This window comes from Sandaracinobacter sp. T42 (genome assembly GCF_059115405.1).
In genome coordinates, this window is the sequence record NZ_CM181101.1 from 2,160,607 (window position 1) to 2,173,544 (window position 12,938).

10 protein-coding genes, 1 tRNA gene and 1 pseudogene are annotated in these 12,938 nt (G+C 65.8%); 5 read left to right on the top strand and 7 right to left on the bottom strand.

Annotation, left to right across the window (positions count from 1 at the left end; all coding sequences use genetic code 11):
- Positions 1-7: 7 nt before the first annotated feature.
- Positions 8-84 (bottom strand) — tRNA-Arg (locus ACW9TV_RS10520).
- A gap of 45 nt (positions 85-129) precedes the next feature.
- Positions 130-633 (bottom strand): L,D-transpeptidase family protein, encoded by a 504-nt coding sequence (locus ACW9TV_RS10525; RefSeq protein ID WP_494303431.1) that lies wholly within the window; start codon positions 631-633, stop codon positions 130-132.
- Positions 634-887: 254 nt separating this feature from the next.
- Here ACW9TV_RS10525 and ACW9TV_RS10530 point away from each other — a divergent pair.
- Positions 888-1,802: pseudogene (locus tag ACW9TV_RS10530) on the top strand (patatin-like phospholipase family protein); the annotation flags it as partial.
- Positions 1,803-2,784: 982 nt separating this feature from the next.
- Here ACW9TV_RS10530 and ribA read toward each other — a convergent pair.
- From ribA to ACW9TV_RS10550, 4 genes are all read right to left on the bottom strand, one after another.
- Positions 2,785-3,906, bottom strand: coding sequence for a GTP cyclohydrolase II (gene ribA / locus ACW9TV_RS10535; RefSeq protein ID WP_494303432.1), 1,122 nt, complete (start codon positions 3,904-3,906; stop codon positions 2,785-2,787).
- The gene (locus ACW9TV_RS10540) at positions 3,855-4,643 is read right to left on the bottom strand and encodes an exodeoxyribonuclease III (RefSeq protein WP_494303433.1); all 789 of its coding nucleotides are present in this window, start codon (positions 4,641-4,643) and stop codon (positions 3,855-3,857) included. The genes ribA and ACW9TV_RS10540 overlap by 52 nt, the downstream gene beginning before the upstream one ends.
- A 347-nt stretch (positions 4,644-4,990) precedes the next feature.
- Positions 4,991-5,608: a LolA family protein gene (locus ACW9TV_RS10545; protein ID WP_494303434.1), complete on the bottom strand. Its 618-nt coding sequence runs from the start codon at positions 5,606-5,608 to the stop codon at positions 4,991-4,993.
- A 2-nt stretch (positions 5,609-5,610) separates the two neighbouring features.
- On the bottom strand, positions 5,611-6,303 hold the full coding sequence (locus ACW9TV_RS10550) for an HAD family hydrolase (RefSeq protein ID WP_494303435.1): 693 nt from the start codon (positions 6,301-6,303) through the stop codon (positions 5,611-5,613).
- A gap of 85 nt (positions 6,304-6,388) precedes the next feature.
- Between ACW9TV_RS10550 and glmU the strand changes: the two genes are divergently transcribed.
- The 4 genes from glmU (at position 6,389) to ACW9TV_RS10570 (ending at position 12,397) form a co-directional block, all read left to right on the top strand.
- On the top strand, positions 6,389-7,744 hold the full coding sequence (glmU, locus tag ACW9TV_RS10555; RefSeq protein WP_494303436.1) for a bifunctional UDP-N-acetylglucosamine diphosphorylase/glucosamine-1-phosphate N-acetyltransferase GlmU: 1,356 nt from the start codon (positions 6,389-6,391) through the stop codon (positions 7,742-7,744).
- Positions 7,745-7,746: 2 nt separating this feature from the next.
- Positions 7,747-9,570, top strand: coding sequence for a glutamine--fructose-6-phosphate transaminase (isomerizing) (glmS, locus tag ACW9TV_RS10560; protein ID WP_494303437.1), 1,824 nt, complete (start codon positions 7,747-7,749; stop codon positions 9,568-9,570).
- Positions 9,571-9,683: 113 nt separating this feature from the next.
- Entirely contained in the window at positions 9,684-11,024 is a 1,341-nt protein-coding gene (gene gorA, locus ACW9TV_RS10565; RefSeq protein WP_494303438.1) for a glutathione-disulfide reductase, read from the top strand.
- Positions 11,021-12,397, top strand: a complete 1,377-nt coding sequence (locus tag ACW9TV_RS10570; RefSeq protein ID WP_494303439.1) for a class II 3-deoxy-7-phosphoheptulonate synthase — start codon at positions 11,021-11,023, stop codon at positions 12,395-12,397. The genes gorA and ACW9TV_RS10570 overlap by 4 nt, the downstream gene beginning before the upstream one ends.
- A gap of 8 nt (positions 12,398-12,405) precedes the next feature.
- Here the strand turns inward: ACW9TV_RS10570 and ACW9TV_RS10575 are convergent, their stop codons facing one another.
- Positions 12,406-12,897, bottom strand: coding sequence for a DUF4188 domain-containing protein (locus ACW9TV_RS10575; RefSeq protein ID WP_494303440.1), 492 nt, complete (start codon positions 12,895-12,897; stop codon positions 12,406-12,408).
- Positions 12,898-12,938 lie beyond the last annotated feature (41 nt).

Here is a 12,938-nt window from a genome sequence, read left to right on the forward strand (position 1 = left end):
ATTGAAATGGCGCACCCGACACGATTCGAACGTGTGGCCTTTGCCTTCGGAGGGCAACGCTCTATCCAGCTGAGCTACGGGTGCTTCGCGGATGGGGCTGATGCGGCGGCGCTGCGGGAAAGTCAAGGTTCAGCGGATCTGCATCTGCATTCCCGGCTTCAGCCGCGGAAGTAGCGACCAGAGCGCATCCCGGTCCATCGCCACACAGCCTTCCGTGGGGCGCCAATCCGGCTGCGCGACATGCCAGAAGATGGCGCTGCCCGCCCCCGCGACGACCGGGTGCCGGTTGTGCGAGAGAATGAGGATCAGATCATAGGCGTGATCCTCGCGCCAGAGGCGTTCGGCCGAGACGGGACAGGGATGGCTGACGGGCTGATTGTACGAGGCATCATCCGCCGCGTCGCACCAGCCATCCCAGGGCCTGAGCCAGCGCCAGGGCAGCGCTGTTCCTGGCGCGGGCAACCGATCGGGGCGAACAAGGAGCGCCTCCACGGCCCATGTGCCCAGCGGCGTCGCGCCGTCGCCTTCGCGCTTGCCGGATGCCGGAACCGCCCCGCCCTTCCCGATGGCGACAGGGAATGCCTGACCAAAGGCGTGAAGCGAACGGCTTTGCGTATCGACAATGAGCGACATGGCCCTTTTCCTTGCGCGGCAAACGGGGTTGCTGCAACTGTTCCGGCGCGGTCGGACAACCGGGGGGACGACTTTTCATGGGCAGCGAACATCTGAGCCGGTTCGTGAACCTGTCGGAGCCCGGCACCGACGGTTATCCCCAGGACCTCCCCCGGTTCGGGACGCCTGTCGTTGCTTCGGAACCGGAAGCCGCAGTCTATCCCGTGAAGGACGGCGGAACGGTCGCCCTGCCCTGCTTCGAGATCGGCCTTGTGATGGCCGGGGCGGTTTCGGCTGGGGCCTACACCGCCGGCGTGCTGGATTATCTGTGGGAAGTTCTGGACGACTGGGAAGCGGCGAAGGAAGCGGATGCCTGGGAACATGGCGCGGATTTCACCCGTTGGCGGGTTCCACCCCACGCCCTTCGCATCCGTGTGGTTGCCGGAGCCTCTGCCGGAAGTGTCTGCACGGCCCTGATCGCGGTGGCGGCCCAGCGGCGCTTCCTGCCGGTGCGGGCAACGGACACCAACATCGCAGGCCCGGACGCCAGGCGCGACGACAACCCCTTCTATGATCTGTGGGTGAACCGGCTGGATATCCGGGGGATGCTGGAAACCCATGATATCGATCCCGGCGCCAGTTTCATGGATCTGCGCTCGCTGCTGAACAGCGGCGTTGTGCGGGCGGCGGCAGATTCGGTTCTGGCGGCCCGGCAAGGGCCCGTGGACGGGCGACAGTTTCCGAAGCTGCGCCGCTATGTGGCCGATCCGCTGCCGGTGGCGCTGAGCATCGCCAATCTGAACGGCGTTCCATTCCGCTACCGTTTCGAAGGGCTGGAGGGCGCCCGGTTCGCAACCATTCGCCACGCCGACGTGAAGCGCTTCCTGGTGCATGCGGCTTCCGCGCCGGCTCCGCATCCGACCCGGCCGGGCGGCTTCGATGTGGTGGAAGGCATTCCCACAAGCGACCCGGCCCTGAACCCGAAGGCTTCCGCATGGGTCGCCCTGGCAGACGCCGCACTGGCGAGCGGCGCATTCCCCGTGGCCTTTGCCCCGATCGAACTGCAAAAATCGGCCGACGACTACCGCTTCGACCTGCGGCTTCGCGGTGACACGGAGGTTTCCAACGCCAGCCTCTGGGCCCAGCCGGCGACCCTCTGCGCGGGCTTTTCGACCGTGGACAGCAGCATCGACCATCGCTTCGACACGGCCGACGGCGGCACGATGAACAACCAGCCCTTCCTATATGCCCGAAGCATCCTGACCGGGCCGCTGGGTGAACTGGATGGCAACGGGCTGACCGCGCGCAAGGCGATGGTGATCATCGATCCGTTCCCAGCCGATGAAAAGGAAGAACCGGCCGGGCTGGAAAGGCCGGCCCGCGCTTCGCTGGGCGTGGTGACGGCTGCCGCCAAGCTGCTGCGCGCATGGATCAACCAGGCCCGCTATGATGCCAATGATCTGGCGCTGGCGGCCGATGCGGACTTGTACAGCCGCTTCATGCTTTCCCCCTTGCGTGCCCGGCGCAGGGCCGATGGCAGCAGGGGCGGCACCGCCCTGGGGCAGGCCGCCATTGCAAGCGGCGCGATGGGCGGGTTTTCCGGTTTTCTTTCAATTGGCTATCGACATCATGATTTTCTGCTGGGGCGGCGGAACGCCGAAAACTTCCTGCGCAACTATTTCGCGCTTCCGCTGGAGAACGGCCTGTTCAACCAGGACTGGTGGGCGGCCCAGCCTGACGATGTGAAAGCGCAGAACCTGACGCTGACGGCCGAGCCCGGCACGGCGAAAGTGGGCGAGCGGCTGATCATTCCGGCCCTGCAGGCATCCGCCAGACAGCCGGTGCGCCTGAACGACAGCCGGCGATCCCATCCGGATGAGGACCGGCGCAAATCCTTCGTCCGCGAGGCGCTGACGGAGGCTTCGCCGATCTGGCCCGGGGCGCTTCCCGACAGGTTCAATCCGGATTCGCTGGTGCATCTGATCGAAGGCCGGGCCGAGGCACTGGCCGACGTGGCGTTGCGCAGCCTGGCGCCGAAGCTGCCGCGGTTCGTGCGGGCGATCGTGCGCCGCGCGATCGGAAACAAGCTGGGCGCGCCTTCGGCACAGGGCCTTCGGAACGCCCTGGAAAAGCATGGGTTGTTCGACCCGCTGGCCTAGGAACCCATCCCGCCTAGAGCCGGTGGCCCTGCCTGTCGCGTTTGGTTTCCAGATACCTGCTGTTGTGCGGGTTCTCACCGAAGCTGTGCGGGACCAGTTCCACCACCTCGATGCCCTGCCCCGTCAGCGAGGCGGCCTTGGCCGGATTGTTCGAAAGCAGGCGGATGCGGTTGATGCCCAGCATGTTCAGCATCGCCGCCGCCAGATCGAAGTCGCGCTCATCCTCTCCGTATCCGAGGCGCAGGTTGGCGTCCACCGTATCGAAGCCCTGATCCTGCAACTGATAGGCGCGCAGCTTGTTCAGGAGCCCGATTCCACGCCCTTCCTGCTGAAGGTAGAGGAGAACGCCGCCGCTTTGCGCGATCCGCGCCACGGCGGCGCGAAGCTGGGGGCCGCAATCGCATTTCAGGCTGCCCAGCACATCGCCCGTCAGGCAGGCGGAATGCAGCCGCACCAGCGGAACATCCTTCGGATTGCCGATCAGAAGGGCCAGATGCTCGGGCCCGCCATCCGTCGGGCGGAAGGCGACGACAATCGTATCTTCCGCGCCATCGAGCGGCAGGCGGGCGCGGCTGACGATCCTGAGGCGCGGCGCGCGACGCCAGGCGGTCACGGCCCCTGCTTCGGCCGTTGCGCGATCCTGCACGGGGCCCGATGCGGGCACCGCGAACAGCGCGGGCAGAAGGGCGGCCCGCTTCGCCAGCGCAAGGCCCGCTTCGGCCAAGCCCGCGTCCGCACCCAGATCGCGCGTGGGAAACGGCCCCTTGAACGGCATGGCAAGATCATCGACCGGATCCGCAGTGGCCAGGCTGGTGAGCAGATCGTGCCAGGGCATGCGGCAGATGGCGACAGCCCGCGCACCGGCAGCGGCGCGCTGGTTCAGGATCTTCAGCGTTTCCGCCCGTTCCGGCGTGATCAGCAGATCGGCGCGCCCCCCCGATTCCAGTTTCGCGAGACTGTCCGTTGTCGCCAGTTCGGCTGCCAGCAGATCGAGCGCACGCCCGTTGTCCGTGACGCGGATGATCTCTCCCCTGCGCAGATCGTCTACGGCACGGGCGAGTGCGAGATCGGAGGCGGAGTCAATCACAGATCGAACTCGGCAATCAGCGGCACATGATCCGAGGGCCGTTCCCATCCACGCGCGGGAACAAGGGTGTGGAGGCCCCTGGCCGCGCCGGCGAGAGACGGAGAGGCCCACACATGATCGAGCCGCCGGCCCCGGTTGGATTCGGTCCAGTCGGATGCACGATAGCTCCACCAGGTGAACAGCTTTTCCGGAAGGGGCACGAATCGCCGGCCGAGATCGACCCAGCCATGGCTCGCCTGCAATTGCGAAAGCGCTTCGACCTCGATCGGGGTGTGGCTGACAACATCCAGCAACGCCTTGTGGTTCCAGACATCTTCCGGATGCGGGGCGATGTTGAAATCCCCCAGGATGATCGACGGTTCAGTGAGGGCGCCGGACCAGTCCGTCATGCGGGAGAGGAAATCGAGCTTCTGTCCGAACTTTGGATTCTGCGTGCGATCCGGCACGTCCCCGCCCGCGGGCACATAGACATTGTGCAGGACGACACCCGACGGCAAGCGAACCGCGATGTGGCGCGCTTCCCCATTGGCCTGCCAGTCAAACCGGCACACGGGCTCCAGCGGCTGCCTGGACAGGATCGCAACGCCATGGTGCATCCGCTGGCCAGCCAGGTTGAAGTGGTGGAAGCCCATCGCTTCCATTGCGGCGCGCGGGAAGGCGTTGTCCTCGCACTTGGTTTCCTGAAGGCAGAGGATATCGATGTCGTGATCGGCGACGAGCTGCTGCACCAGATGCGGACGGGCACGGATGCTGTTGATGTTCCAGGATGCGATGCGAAGGGCCATCGGAGGGCCATATAGGAGGCGCGGGCAGCGCGTCACGCCCGAAAAGCATGGGGGCCGGTTCCCACCTTGAAGCCGGTGGCGAAATCGGATGGCGGAAATAATTTGGCCCCCGCTCCGGGGGCATGGAGCGAGGGCCGGTTTATGCGTTCGTCACGCAATCGGCAGACTAAAAAGGCCGGGCAACAGGGGGCAAATCCCGACGTTCCGCCTTGCCGATATTCAGACATCTAGCAGAGGGTTTCTTGCCCGAGCCTGAATAAGCCTCTTTTCAGCGCGCCCCCGGGTTTTGTCAAACGGGATTCAGGAAAACGGAACCGGAATGGGGCGATGTCCGGCGGAAAATCGCCTCAACCCGTCTTTCCGGGTGGACGGCTGACAGGTCGCGGATCGCGGAACCTGAAATTCGAATCGGCAACCGGCGCGTTGATCCGGATATTGCCCAGTTCCACACTTGTCAGGTTTCCCTGCGCGTCGGTGACCCGCCACCCCGACAGGCGCAGCCCGCCCGGTGCATCCGAATCAGGGGCCAGGAAGAACAGGATGCGGCCGATATCAGGACGTTTGGGATCCTGCGCGAGCACCGCCACCTTGCCCGGCATGGGGTTGTCGGCATCCGGGACCACGCGCGCAACCTTAGCAAGATCGGCGTTCGGATCCAGCAGGACGCCAAGAGGCGTCTGCCGCACCGGCCATTGGGAAACCTGCGAGACCTTGTAATCCACGAAACTGAGGCGCGAGCCGTCCGCGACGACGAGCATCGTGGCCTTCGGCCCGTAATCGAAGCGGATCCTGCCCGGACGCTTCATCAGCATGGTGCCCCGCACCTGGCGGCCGTCGGCGGCGGTCTGGACGAAATCGGCCTGAAGCGTCTGGGTGGCAGACAGCGCATTCTGCACATCGGTGAGGGCCGGCGCTGCGACGGTGGGCGTCGCGGCCAGCAGGGCGGCGAGGATCAGGGTTCGCATCATCATGCCCGTTCCGCTGGCGGAGCGGCGCTGAACTGCCTTTGAATGACCCCCACCGCCGGGATCAGATCCGGGAAGTGGCCGATCACATGATCCGCGCCAAGGGCATCGACAGGCTCAGTCGAATAGCCGAACGCGACAAGGACCAGCGGCACCCGCGCGGCGAGCGCGGTTTCGGCGTCTGTTCGGCTGTCACCCACGAATATGGCCCGGCGCCCCCCCGCAGCCGCCAGCGTTTCGGTGAGATGGCGCGGATCCGGCTTGCGCCAGGGGCGGGAATCAGCCCCCAGAAGGGCGTGAAAACGGCTGGCCCAGCCCAGTTCGCCGATCAGCTGCTCCGCAAGCGCCACGGGCTTGTTGGTGCAGATGGCCAGGCGAAGGCCCTGCCCCGCCAGCGCATCGAGCGTCTGTTCAACGCCCTGGAACGGGCGGGTGTGGGTGGCGATGTTGGCGCCGTAATAATCAAGGAAGGGACGAACGCCTTTTTCCACCAGATCCGCCGTCATTTCGCCTGTGGCGGCGAGGCCGCGTTCCAGCAGCCTGCGCGCGCCATGGCCCACCATTGCCCGAACGGATGCCGGATCGATGGCGGGGCGTCCCAGCACGGACAGCGCATGATTGAGGCTGGCGGTGAGGTCGCCGGCGCTGTCCACCAGCGTCCCGTCGAGATCGAAGATGATGGTATCGGCCTGCATGCGCCCTGCCCTAGCCGTGCGTTGCGCGCCGGCAAAGCCGCGGCGGCACTTTTATTGGGAAACGGGGTGTGGCAGGGCGCTGACCATGGCTTCCGTTCCAGATCGGCCCGTCGCCGCAATCATCCTTGCCGCCGGCAAGGGCACGCGCATGAAATCAGACACCCACAAGGTTCTGCACCCGATCGGCGGCCGTCCGATGCTGATGCATCTGCTGGCAAGCCTGGACGAACTGAACCCCGAACGGCGGGTGGTGGTGGTGGGCGACAAAGCCGACCAGCTGAGGACGGCGCTGTCGGGAACCGATGTGCAGCTGGCCGTGCAGGAGCCGCAAGAGGGCACCGCGCATGCGGTGTTGCAGGCCGAAGCCGGCCTTGCCGGCTTTGACGGCGTCGCGCTGATCCTCTTCGGCGACGTACCGCTGGTGCGCGCGGACACGATGGCGCGGCTTGTTGCCGCCGTGAACGGGGGCGCCGCCATCGCCGTGCTGGGGTTCCGGCCGGCGCGGGCGGGGGCCTATGGCCGGGTGATCGCCGGGGCGGACGGCCGAATTCTAAAGATGGTGGAGGCGAAGGACGCCACGCCCGACGAACTGGCCGTGCCGCTGTGCAACGCCGGCCTGATGGCGGTGGACGCCGGGCGGCTGTTCGGGCTGCTGAAGCGGGTGGGCAACGACAATGCGGCGGGCGAATATTATCTGCCGGACATCGTGATGCTGGCGAACGCCGACGGCGACGTCTGCCGGGTGCTGGAAGCCGGCACCGACGAGGTGCTGGGTGTGAACAGCCGGGGCGAGCTGGCGGAGGCCGAAGCGATCTTCCAGGCCAGACAACGTGCGGAACTGATGGCGGCGGGCGTGACGATGATCGCCCCGGAAACGGTGTTCCTGAGCCATGATACCCGGATCGGGCGGGATTGCCTGATCGAGCCCCATGTCGTTTTCGGGCCCGGCGTGGCGCTGGCCGAGGGGGTTACGATCCGTGCATTCAGCCATATGGAAGGCGCCGAGGTGGGCGCCGGCTGCGAAGTCGGCCCCTATGCCCGTTTGCGGCCGGGCACCGTGCTGGGCCAGGGCGCGAAGATCGGCAATTTCGTGGAAACCAAGAAGACGGTTCTGGGGCCGGGGGCAAAGGCCAATCACCTGACCTATCTGGGCGACGCCACGATCGGGGCGAAGGCGAACATCGGCGCGGGCACGATCACCTGCAACTATGACGGCTTCGGCAAATACCGGACGGTGATCGGGGAAGGCGCGTTCATCGGATCCAACTCCGCGCTGGTGGCGCCGCTCACCATCGGGGACAGGGCCATCGTGGCAGCCGGCAGCGCGGTCACGCAGGATGTCGAGGCGGATGCGCTGGCGATCGTGCGGCCGCCGCAGGTTTCGAAGACAGGATGGGCGAAGCGCTTCCGTGCCCTCGCCCTCGCCCGGAAAGGGAATTAACAATGTGTGGTATCGTCGGGATCCTGGGCCATGATGCCGTCGCGGGGCCTTTGCTGGACGGTCTGAGGCGTCTGGAATATCGCGGCTATGACTCGGCAGGCATCTGCACGCTGGTTGATGGTGAATTCGCCCGGCGCCGGGCCGAAGGAAAGCTGAAAAACCTGTCCGCGAAGCTGACGGACGATCCGCTGCCGGGCAGTATAGGCATCGCGCACACCAGATGGGCGACGCATGGCGCCCCCACGGAAGACAATGCGCACCCCCATATCGTGGGGGACGTGGCCGTCGTGCACAATGGCATCATCGAGAATTTCAAGCCGCTTCGCGACGAGCTTCAGGCCGAAGGCAGGATCTTCCTGTCCGAGACGGACTCGGAAGTCGTCGGTCATCTCGTCGCGCGGGAACTGGAATCGGGCAAGTCCCCGCAGGACGCAGTTGCCGCGGTGCTGCCGCGCCTGCACGGGGCCTTTGCGCTGACACTTCTGTTCCGGGCCGATCCCGACCTTCTGATCGGCGCCCGCCTGGGCGCGCCCCTGACTGTGGGCTATGGCGAGGGCGCGAATTACCTCGGTTCGGACGCACTGGCGCTGGCCGGGCTGACACAGCGGATCGCCTATCTGGAAGAAGGCGACTGGGTTGTCGTGCGGCGCGGATCGGTGGACATCTTCGACCGGATGAACAGGCCTGTGAAACGGCCGGTCGTGACATCGGGCGTTTCCGCGACAATGACGGAAAAGGGCAACTATCGCCACTTCATGCAGAAGGAGATCCATGAGCAGCCGCTGGTGGTGGCGCAGACTCTGCAATCCTATCTGAAGCCGTTGCAGGGCCAGGTGGCGCTGCCGATCCCGGATTTCGATTTCTCCGGCGTCTCCCGCGTGCAGATCGTCGCCTGCGGCACCAGCTATTACGCCGGAATGGTGGCCAGCTACTGGCTGGAGCAGTTCGCGCGCATCCCTGTCGAGATCGATTTCGCATCCGAGTTCCGCTATCGCGAGCCGGTGCTGGAAGCGGGCGGCCTTGCGCTGTTCATCAGCCAGTCCGGCGAAACGGCGGACACGCTGGCGGCCCTGCGCCACGCCCGGGCAGAAGGGCAGAAGATCGCGGCGGTCGTGAACGTGCCCACAAGCAGCATGGCCCGTGAGGCCGACCTGCTGCTGCCCACCCATGCCGGAACCGAGATCGGCGTTGCGTCCACCAAGGCTTTCACCTGCCAGCTGGCGGTGCTGGCGGCGCTGGCGGCGAACCTTGCCCGCGTGCGCGGCAAACTGAGCGCGCAAGCCGAGCGCGAGATCGTGACGCACCTGGCCGAAGCGCCGGCCGCGATGAACGCGGCGCTGAACCACGACGAGGCCGTTCAGGCCATTGCCCCGCTGGTGGCGAAGGCGCGGGACGTGCTGTACCTGGGCCGCGGCCCGGATTTCGCGATGGCGATGGAAGGCGCGCTGAAGCTGAAGGAAATCAGCTACATCCACGCCGAAGGTTATGCAGCGGGCGAGATGAAGCACGGCCCGATCGCGCTGATCGACGAGCATGTGCCGGTGATCGTGCTGGCGCCTTCGGGGCCGCTGTTCGAGAAAACCGTTTCCAACATGCAGGAGGTGATGGCGCGCGGCGGCAAGGTGATCCTGATTTCCGACGCCGCCGGAATCGCCGCCGCCGGCGACGGCTGCATGGCGACGCTGGAGATGCCGCAGGTGCATCCGCTGATCGCGCCGCTGGTCTATGCCGTGCCGATCCAGCTGCTGGCCTATCATGTGGCGGTTCTGAAAGGCACGGACGTGGACCAGCCCCGCAATCTGGCGAAATCCGTGACGGTGGAATAGGCCCCCCGCGCGGCCAATGGGCCTGCACGAAGGCCCTCTTGGCAGCGCAGGTCTATCACAGTCACAAGCAGGCTTTGTTGGCGTGCGACGCCGATGCCGCCTATGGGGGCCGGATGGACTTCGACTATGATTATTTCGTGATCGGCGCTGGCTCCGGCGGGGTGCGGTCCTCCAGGATCGCGGCCGGGCATGGTGCAAGGGTGGGCATCGCGGAAGAGTTCCGCGTGGGCGGCACCTGCGTGATCCGCGGCTGTGTGCCCAAGAAGCTGCTGGTGATCGGGGCCCATTTTGCCGAGGATCTGGAAGACGCCCGCCGCTATGGCTGGGAGATCGAGGGCAAGCGCTTCGACTGGCCGACACTGCGCGACAATGTGCTGGCCGATGTCGACCGGCTGGAACGTGCCTATCAGTCCACGCTGGACAGCCACAAGGTCGAGACGATCCACGGCCGGGCGACCCTGAGCGGACCGAACCTGGTTGCAGTGGACGGACGCGAAGTGACGGCCCGGCATGTCCTGGTGGCGACGGGTGCGCGGCCGATGGTGCCCGACATTCCCGGGGCGGAACTGGGCATCACATCGAACGAGGTGTTCAGCCTTGAGGCACTGCCGAAACGGGCGATCATCGTGGGCGCAGGCTATATCGCGAACGAGTTTGCCGGCATCCTGCACGAACTTGGCGTGGACGTGACGCTGGTTGTCCGGTCGGACACGCTGCTGCGCGGTTGGGATCGTTCGCTGGCGGACCGGCTGCTGGCGATCTCCACCGAAAAGGGTATCCAGTTCCGCTTCAATACCGTGCCGGCGAAGGTGGAGCGGCGTGATGATGGCAGCATCGCCATGATCTGCGAAAACGGCCGTGTGCTGGACACCGACCTGCTGATCTGGGCGATCGGCCGGGTGCCCAACAGCGAGGGACTGGGGCTGGAGACGCTGGGCCTGACCTTGAAGCCGACCGGGGCGGTCCCGGTGGATGCCGACAGCCACACCGCCCTGCCCTGGTTGCACGCCGTGGGCGACGTGACCGACCGGTTGCAGCTGACGCCGATCGCCATCCGTGAAGGCCATGCGTTGGCGGACCGGCTGTTCGGCAGCCGCCAATGGCGGGTCGATCATACGTGCGTGCCATCGGCCGTGTTCAGCCACCCGCCGCTGGCCAGCGTGGGGCTGACCGAGGCGGATGCCCGGAACAGGCTGGGAAGCGTCCGAATCTATACAAGCGATTTCAGGCCTATGAAGAACGTTCTTGCCGGGCGAAATGAGCGTTGCCTGTACAAGCTGGTGGTGGACGGCACCACGGATCGGCTTGTCGGCGCGCACATGATCGGGCCCGACTCGCCGGAAATTTTGCAGGCGCTTGCGATTGCAGTTAAGGCGGGGCTGACGAAGGCGCAGCTGGACGAAACGGTCGCGCTGCATCCTTCCATGGCTGAAGAACTGGTGTTGATGCGATGACGAACGCGAAATGGACGCCCGAAAGCTGGCGCAAGGCCGAAGGCCGGCAGATGCCGTTGTGGCCGGATGCCGCGAAGGCGGCCGCCGTCGAAGCGGAAATGCGGAGCTTCCCGCCGCTGGTGTTCGCGGGCGAAACACGCCAGCTGAAGGAACGGCTGGCCGATGTGGTGGCTGGGCGCGCCTTTCTGCTGCAGGGCGGTGACTGCGCCGAGAGCTTCGCGGAATTCCATCCCAACAACATCCGCGACACGTTCCGCGTGCTGCTGCAGATGGCCGTGACGCTGACATTCGCCAGCCACATGCCGGTGGTGAAAGTGGGCCGCATGGCCGGCCAGTTCGCCAAGCCGCGCTCCTCCGATGTGGAAGAAGCGGACGGGATCTCCCTGCCCTCCTACCGGGGGGATATCGTGAACGACATCGCGTTCGAGGAATCCGCCCGCGTGCCCGATCCTGAACGCCAGAAGCGTGCCTACATGCAGGCCGCCGCCACCTTGAACCTGCTGCGCGCCTTTGCGACGGGGGGCTATGCCAACCTGCACCAGGTGAACAAGTGGAACCTGGATTTCGTGGCGCGCTCCCCCTGGGCGGAACGCTATGCCGAAGTGGCAAGCCGGATCGGCGAATCCCTTGCCTTCATGGAGGCCTGCGGGATTTCCCCTGATACCGTGCCCCAGTTGAAGGGCACGGAATTCTATACCAGCCACGAAGCGCTGCTGCTGGGCTATGAAGAAGCAATGACCCGGCAGGACAGCCTGACGGGCACCTGGGTGGACACCTCGGCCCACATGCTGTGGATCGGGGATCGCACGCGGTTCGAAGGCTCAGCCCATATCGAGTTCCTGCGCGGCGTGATCAATCCGCTGGGCCTGAAGGTCGGCCCGTCGATGAAGCCGGACGAACTGATCCGCGTGATCGATACGCTGAACCCCGCGAACGAGCCGGGCCGTCTGACGCTGATCAGCCGCTTCGGGGCTGACAAGGTGGAAGCGCATCTGCCCGCGCTGATCCGCGCGGTGAAGCGCGAAGGCCGGCATGTGATCTGGAGCTGCGACCCGATGCACGGCAACACGGTGAAGGCCGGCTCCGGCTACAAGACCCGCCCGTTCGAACGGATCCTGGCGGAGGTACGGCAGGTGTTTTCCGTGCATCGCGCCGAAGGCAGCTACATGGGCGGCATCCATATCGAGATGACGGGCCAGAACGTCACGGAATGCACCGGTGGCGCCATCGCGGTGACGGATGAAGGCCTTGCCGACCGCTACCACACCCATTGCGATCCGCGCCTGAACGCCAGCCAGTCCCTGGAGCTGGCGTTCCTGCTGGCCGAAGAACTGGCCGAAATCCGCAAGGCCCGACCGGCGGCTGCGGCCTGACGGCGGGCTCAGCCGGGCGGCTGATCGGCATGCAGACGATCGGCCGCCGTCTTGCGGGGGCCGGTTGCGGGCACCGTGCCCAGCGCCCGGCCCAACCCAAAGGCCGGCATGTTGCCATAGATGCATTCCACCTGGCCGGGCCTGAGCTCGATCGTTTCATGGAAGATGCCGACACTGGCGCCGTCCGCAATGCCGACATTGCGCATGAAGGCAGTCCAGGCCGGGCGGTGAAGCTGGCCGGAATCGCCGGCGTAGCGGATCAGATCTGCGGTCGAGCGCCAATATTGCTGAACGAGAACCCTTCGCCAGCCCATCCAGGTTTCGGCCCCGAGGAAGCCTGAATCCGGATCGGCCGACAACTCCGCGATCATCGGCCTCATGGACCGTGCCACGGGAACCCATTCACGCAACGCCCGCCAGCGATTGACGCGCATGCCGATCAGAAACAGCACGCAGGGCCTGTCGATCGGGGCAGTGTGTCGACCGTAATTAATGTGCATGCCGGGATCCTCCGCGTAGCAGCATGTTTCATCGACGGCCC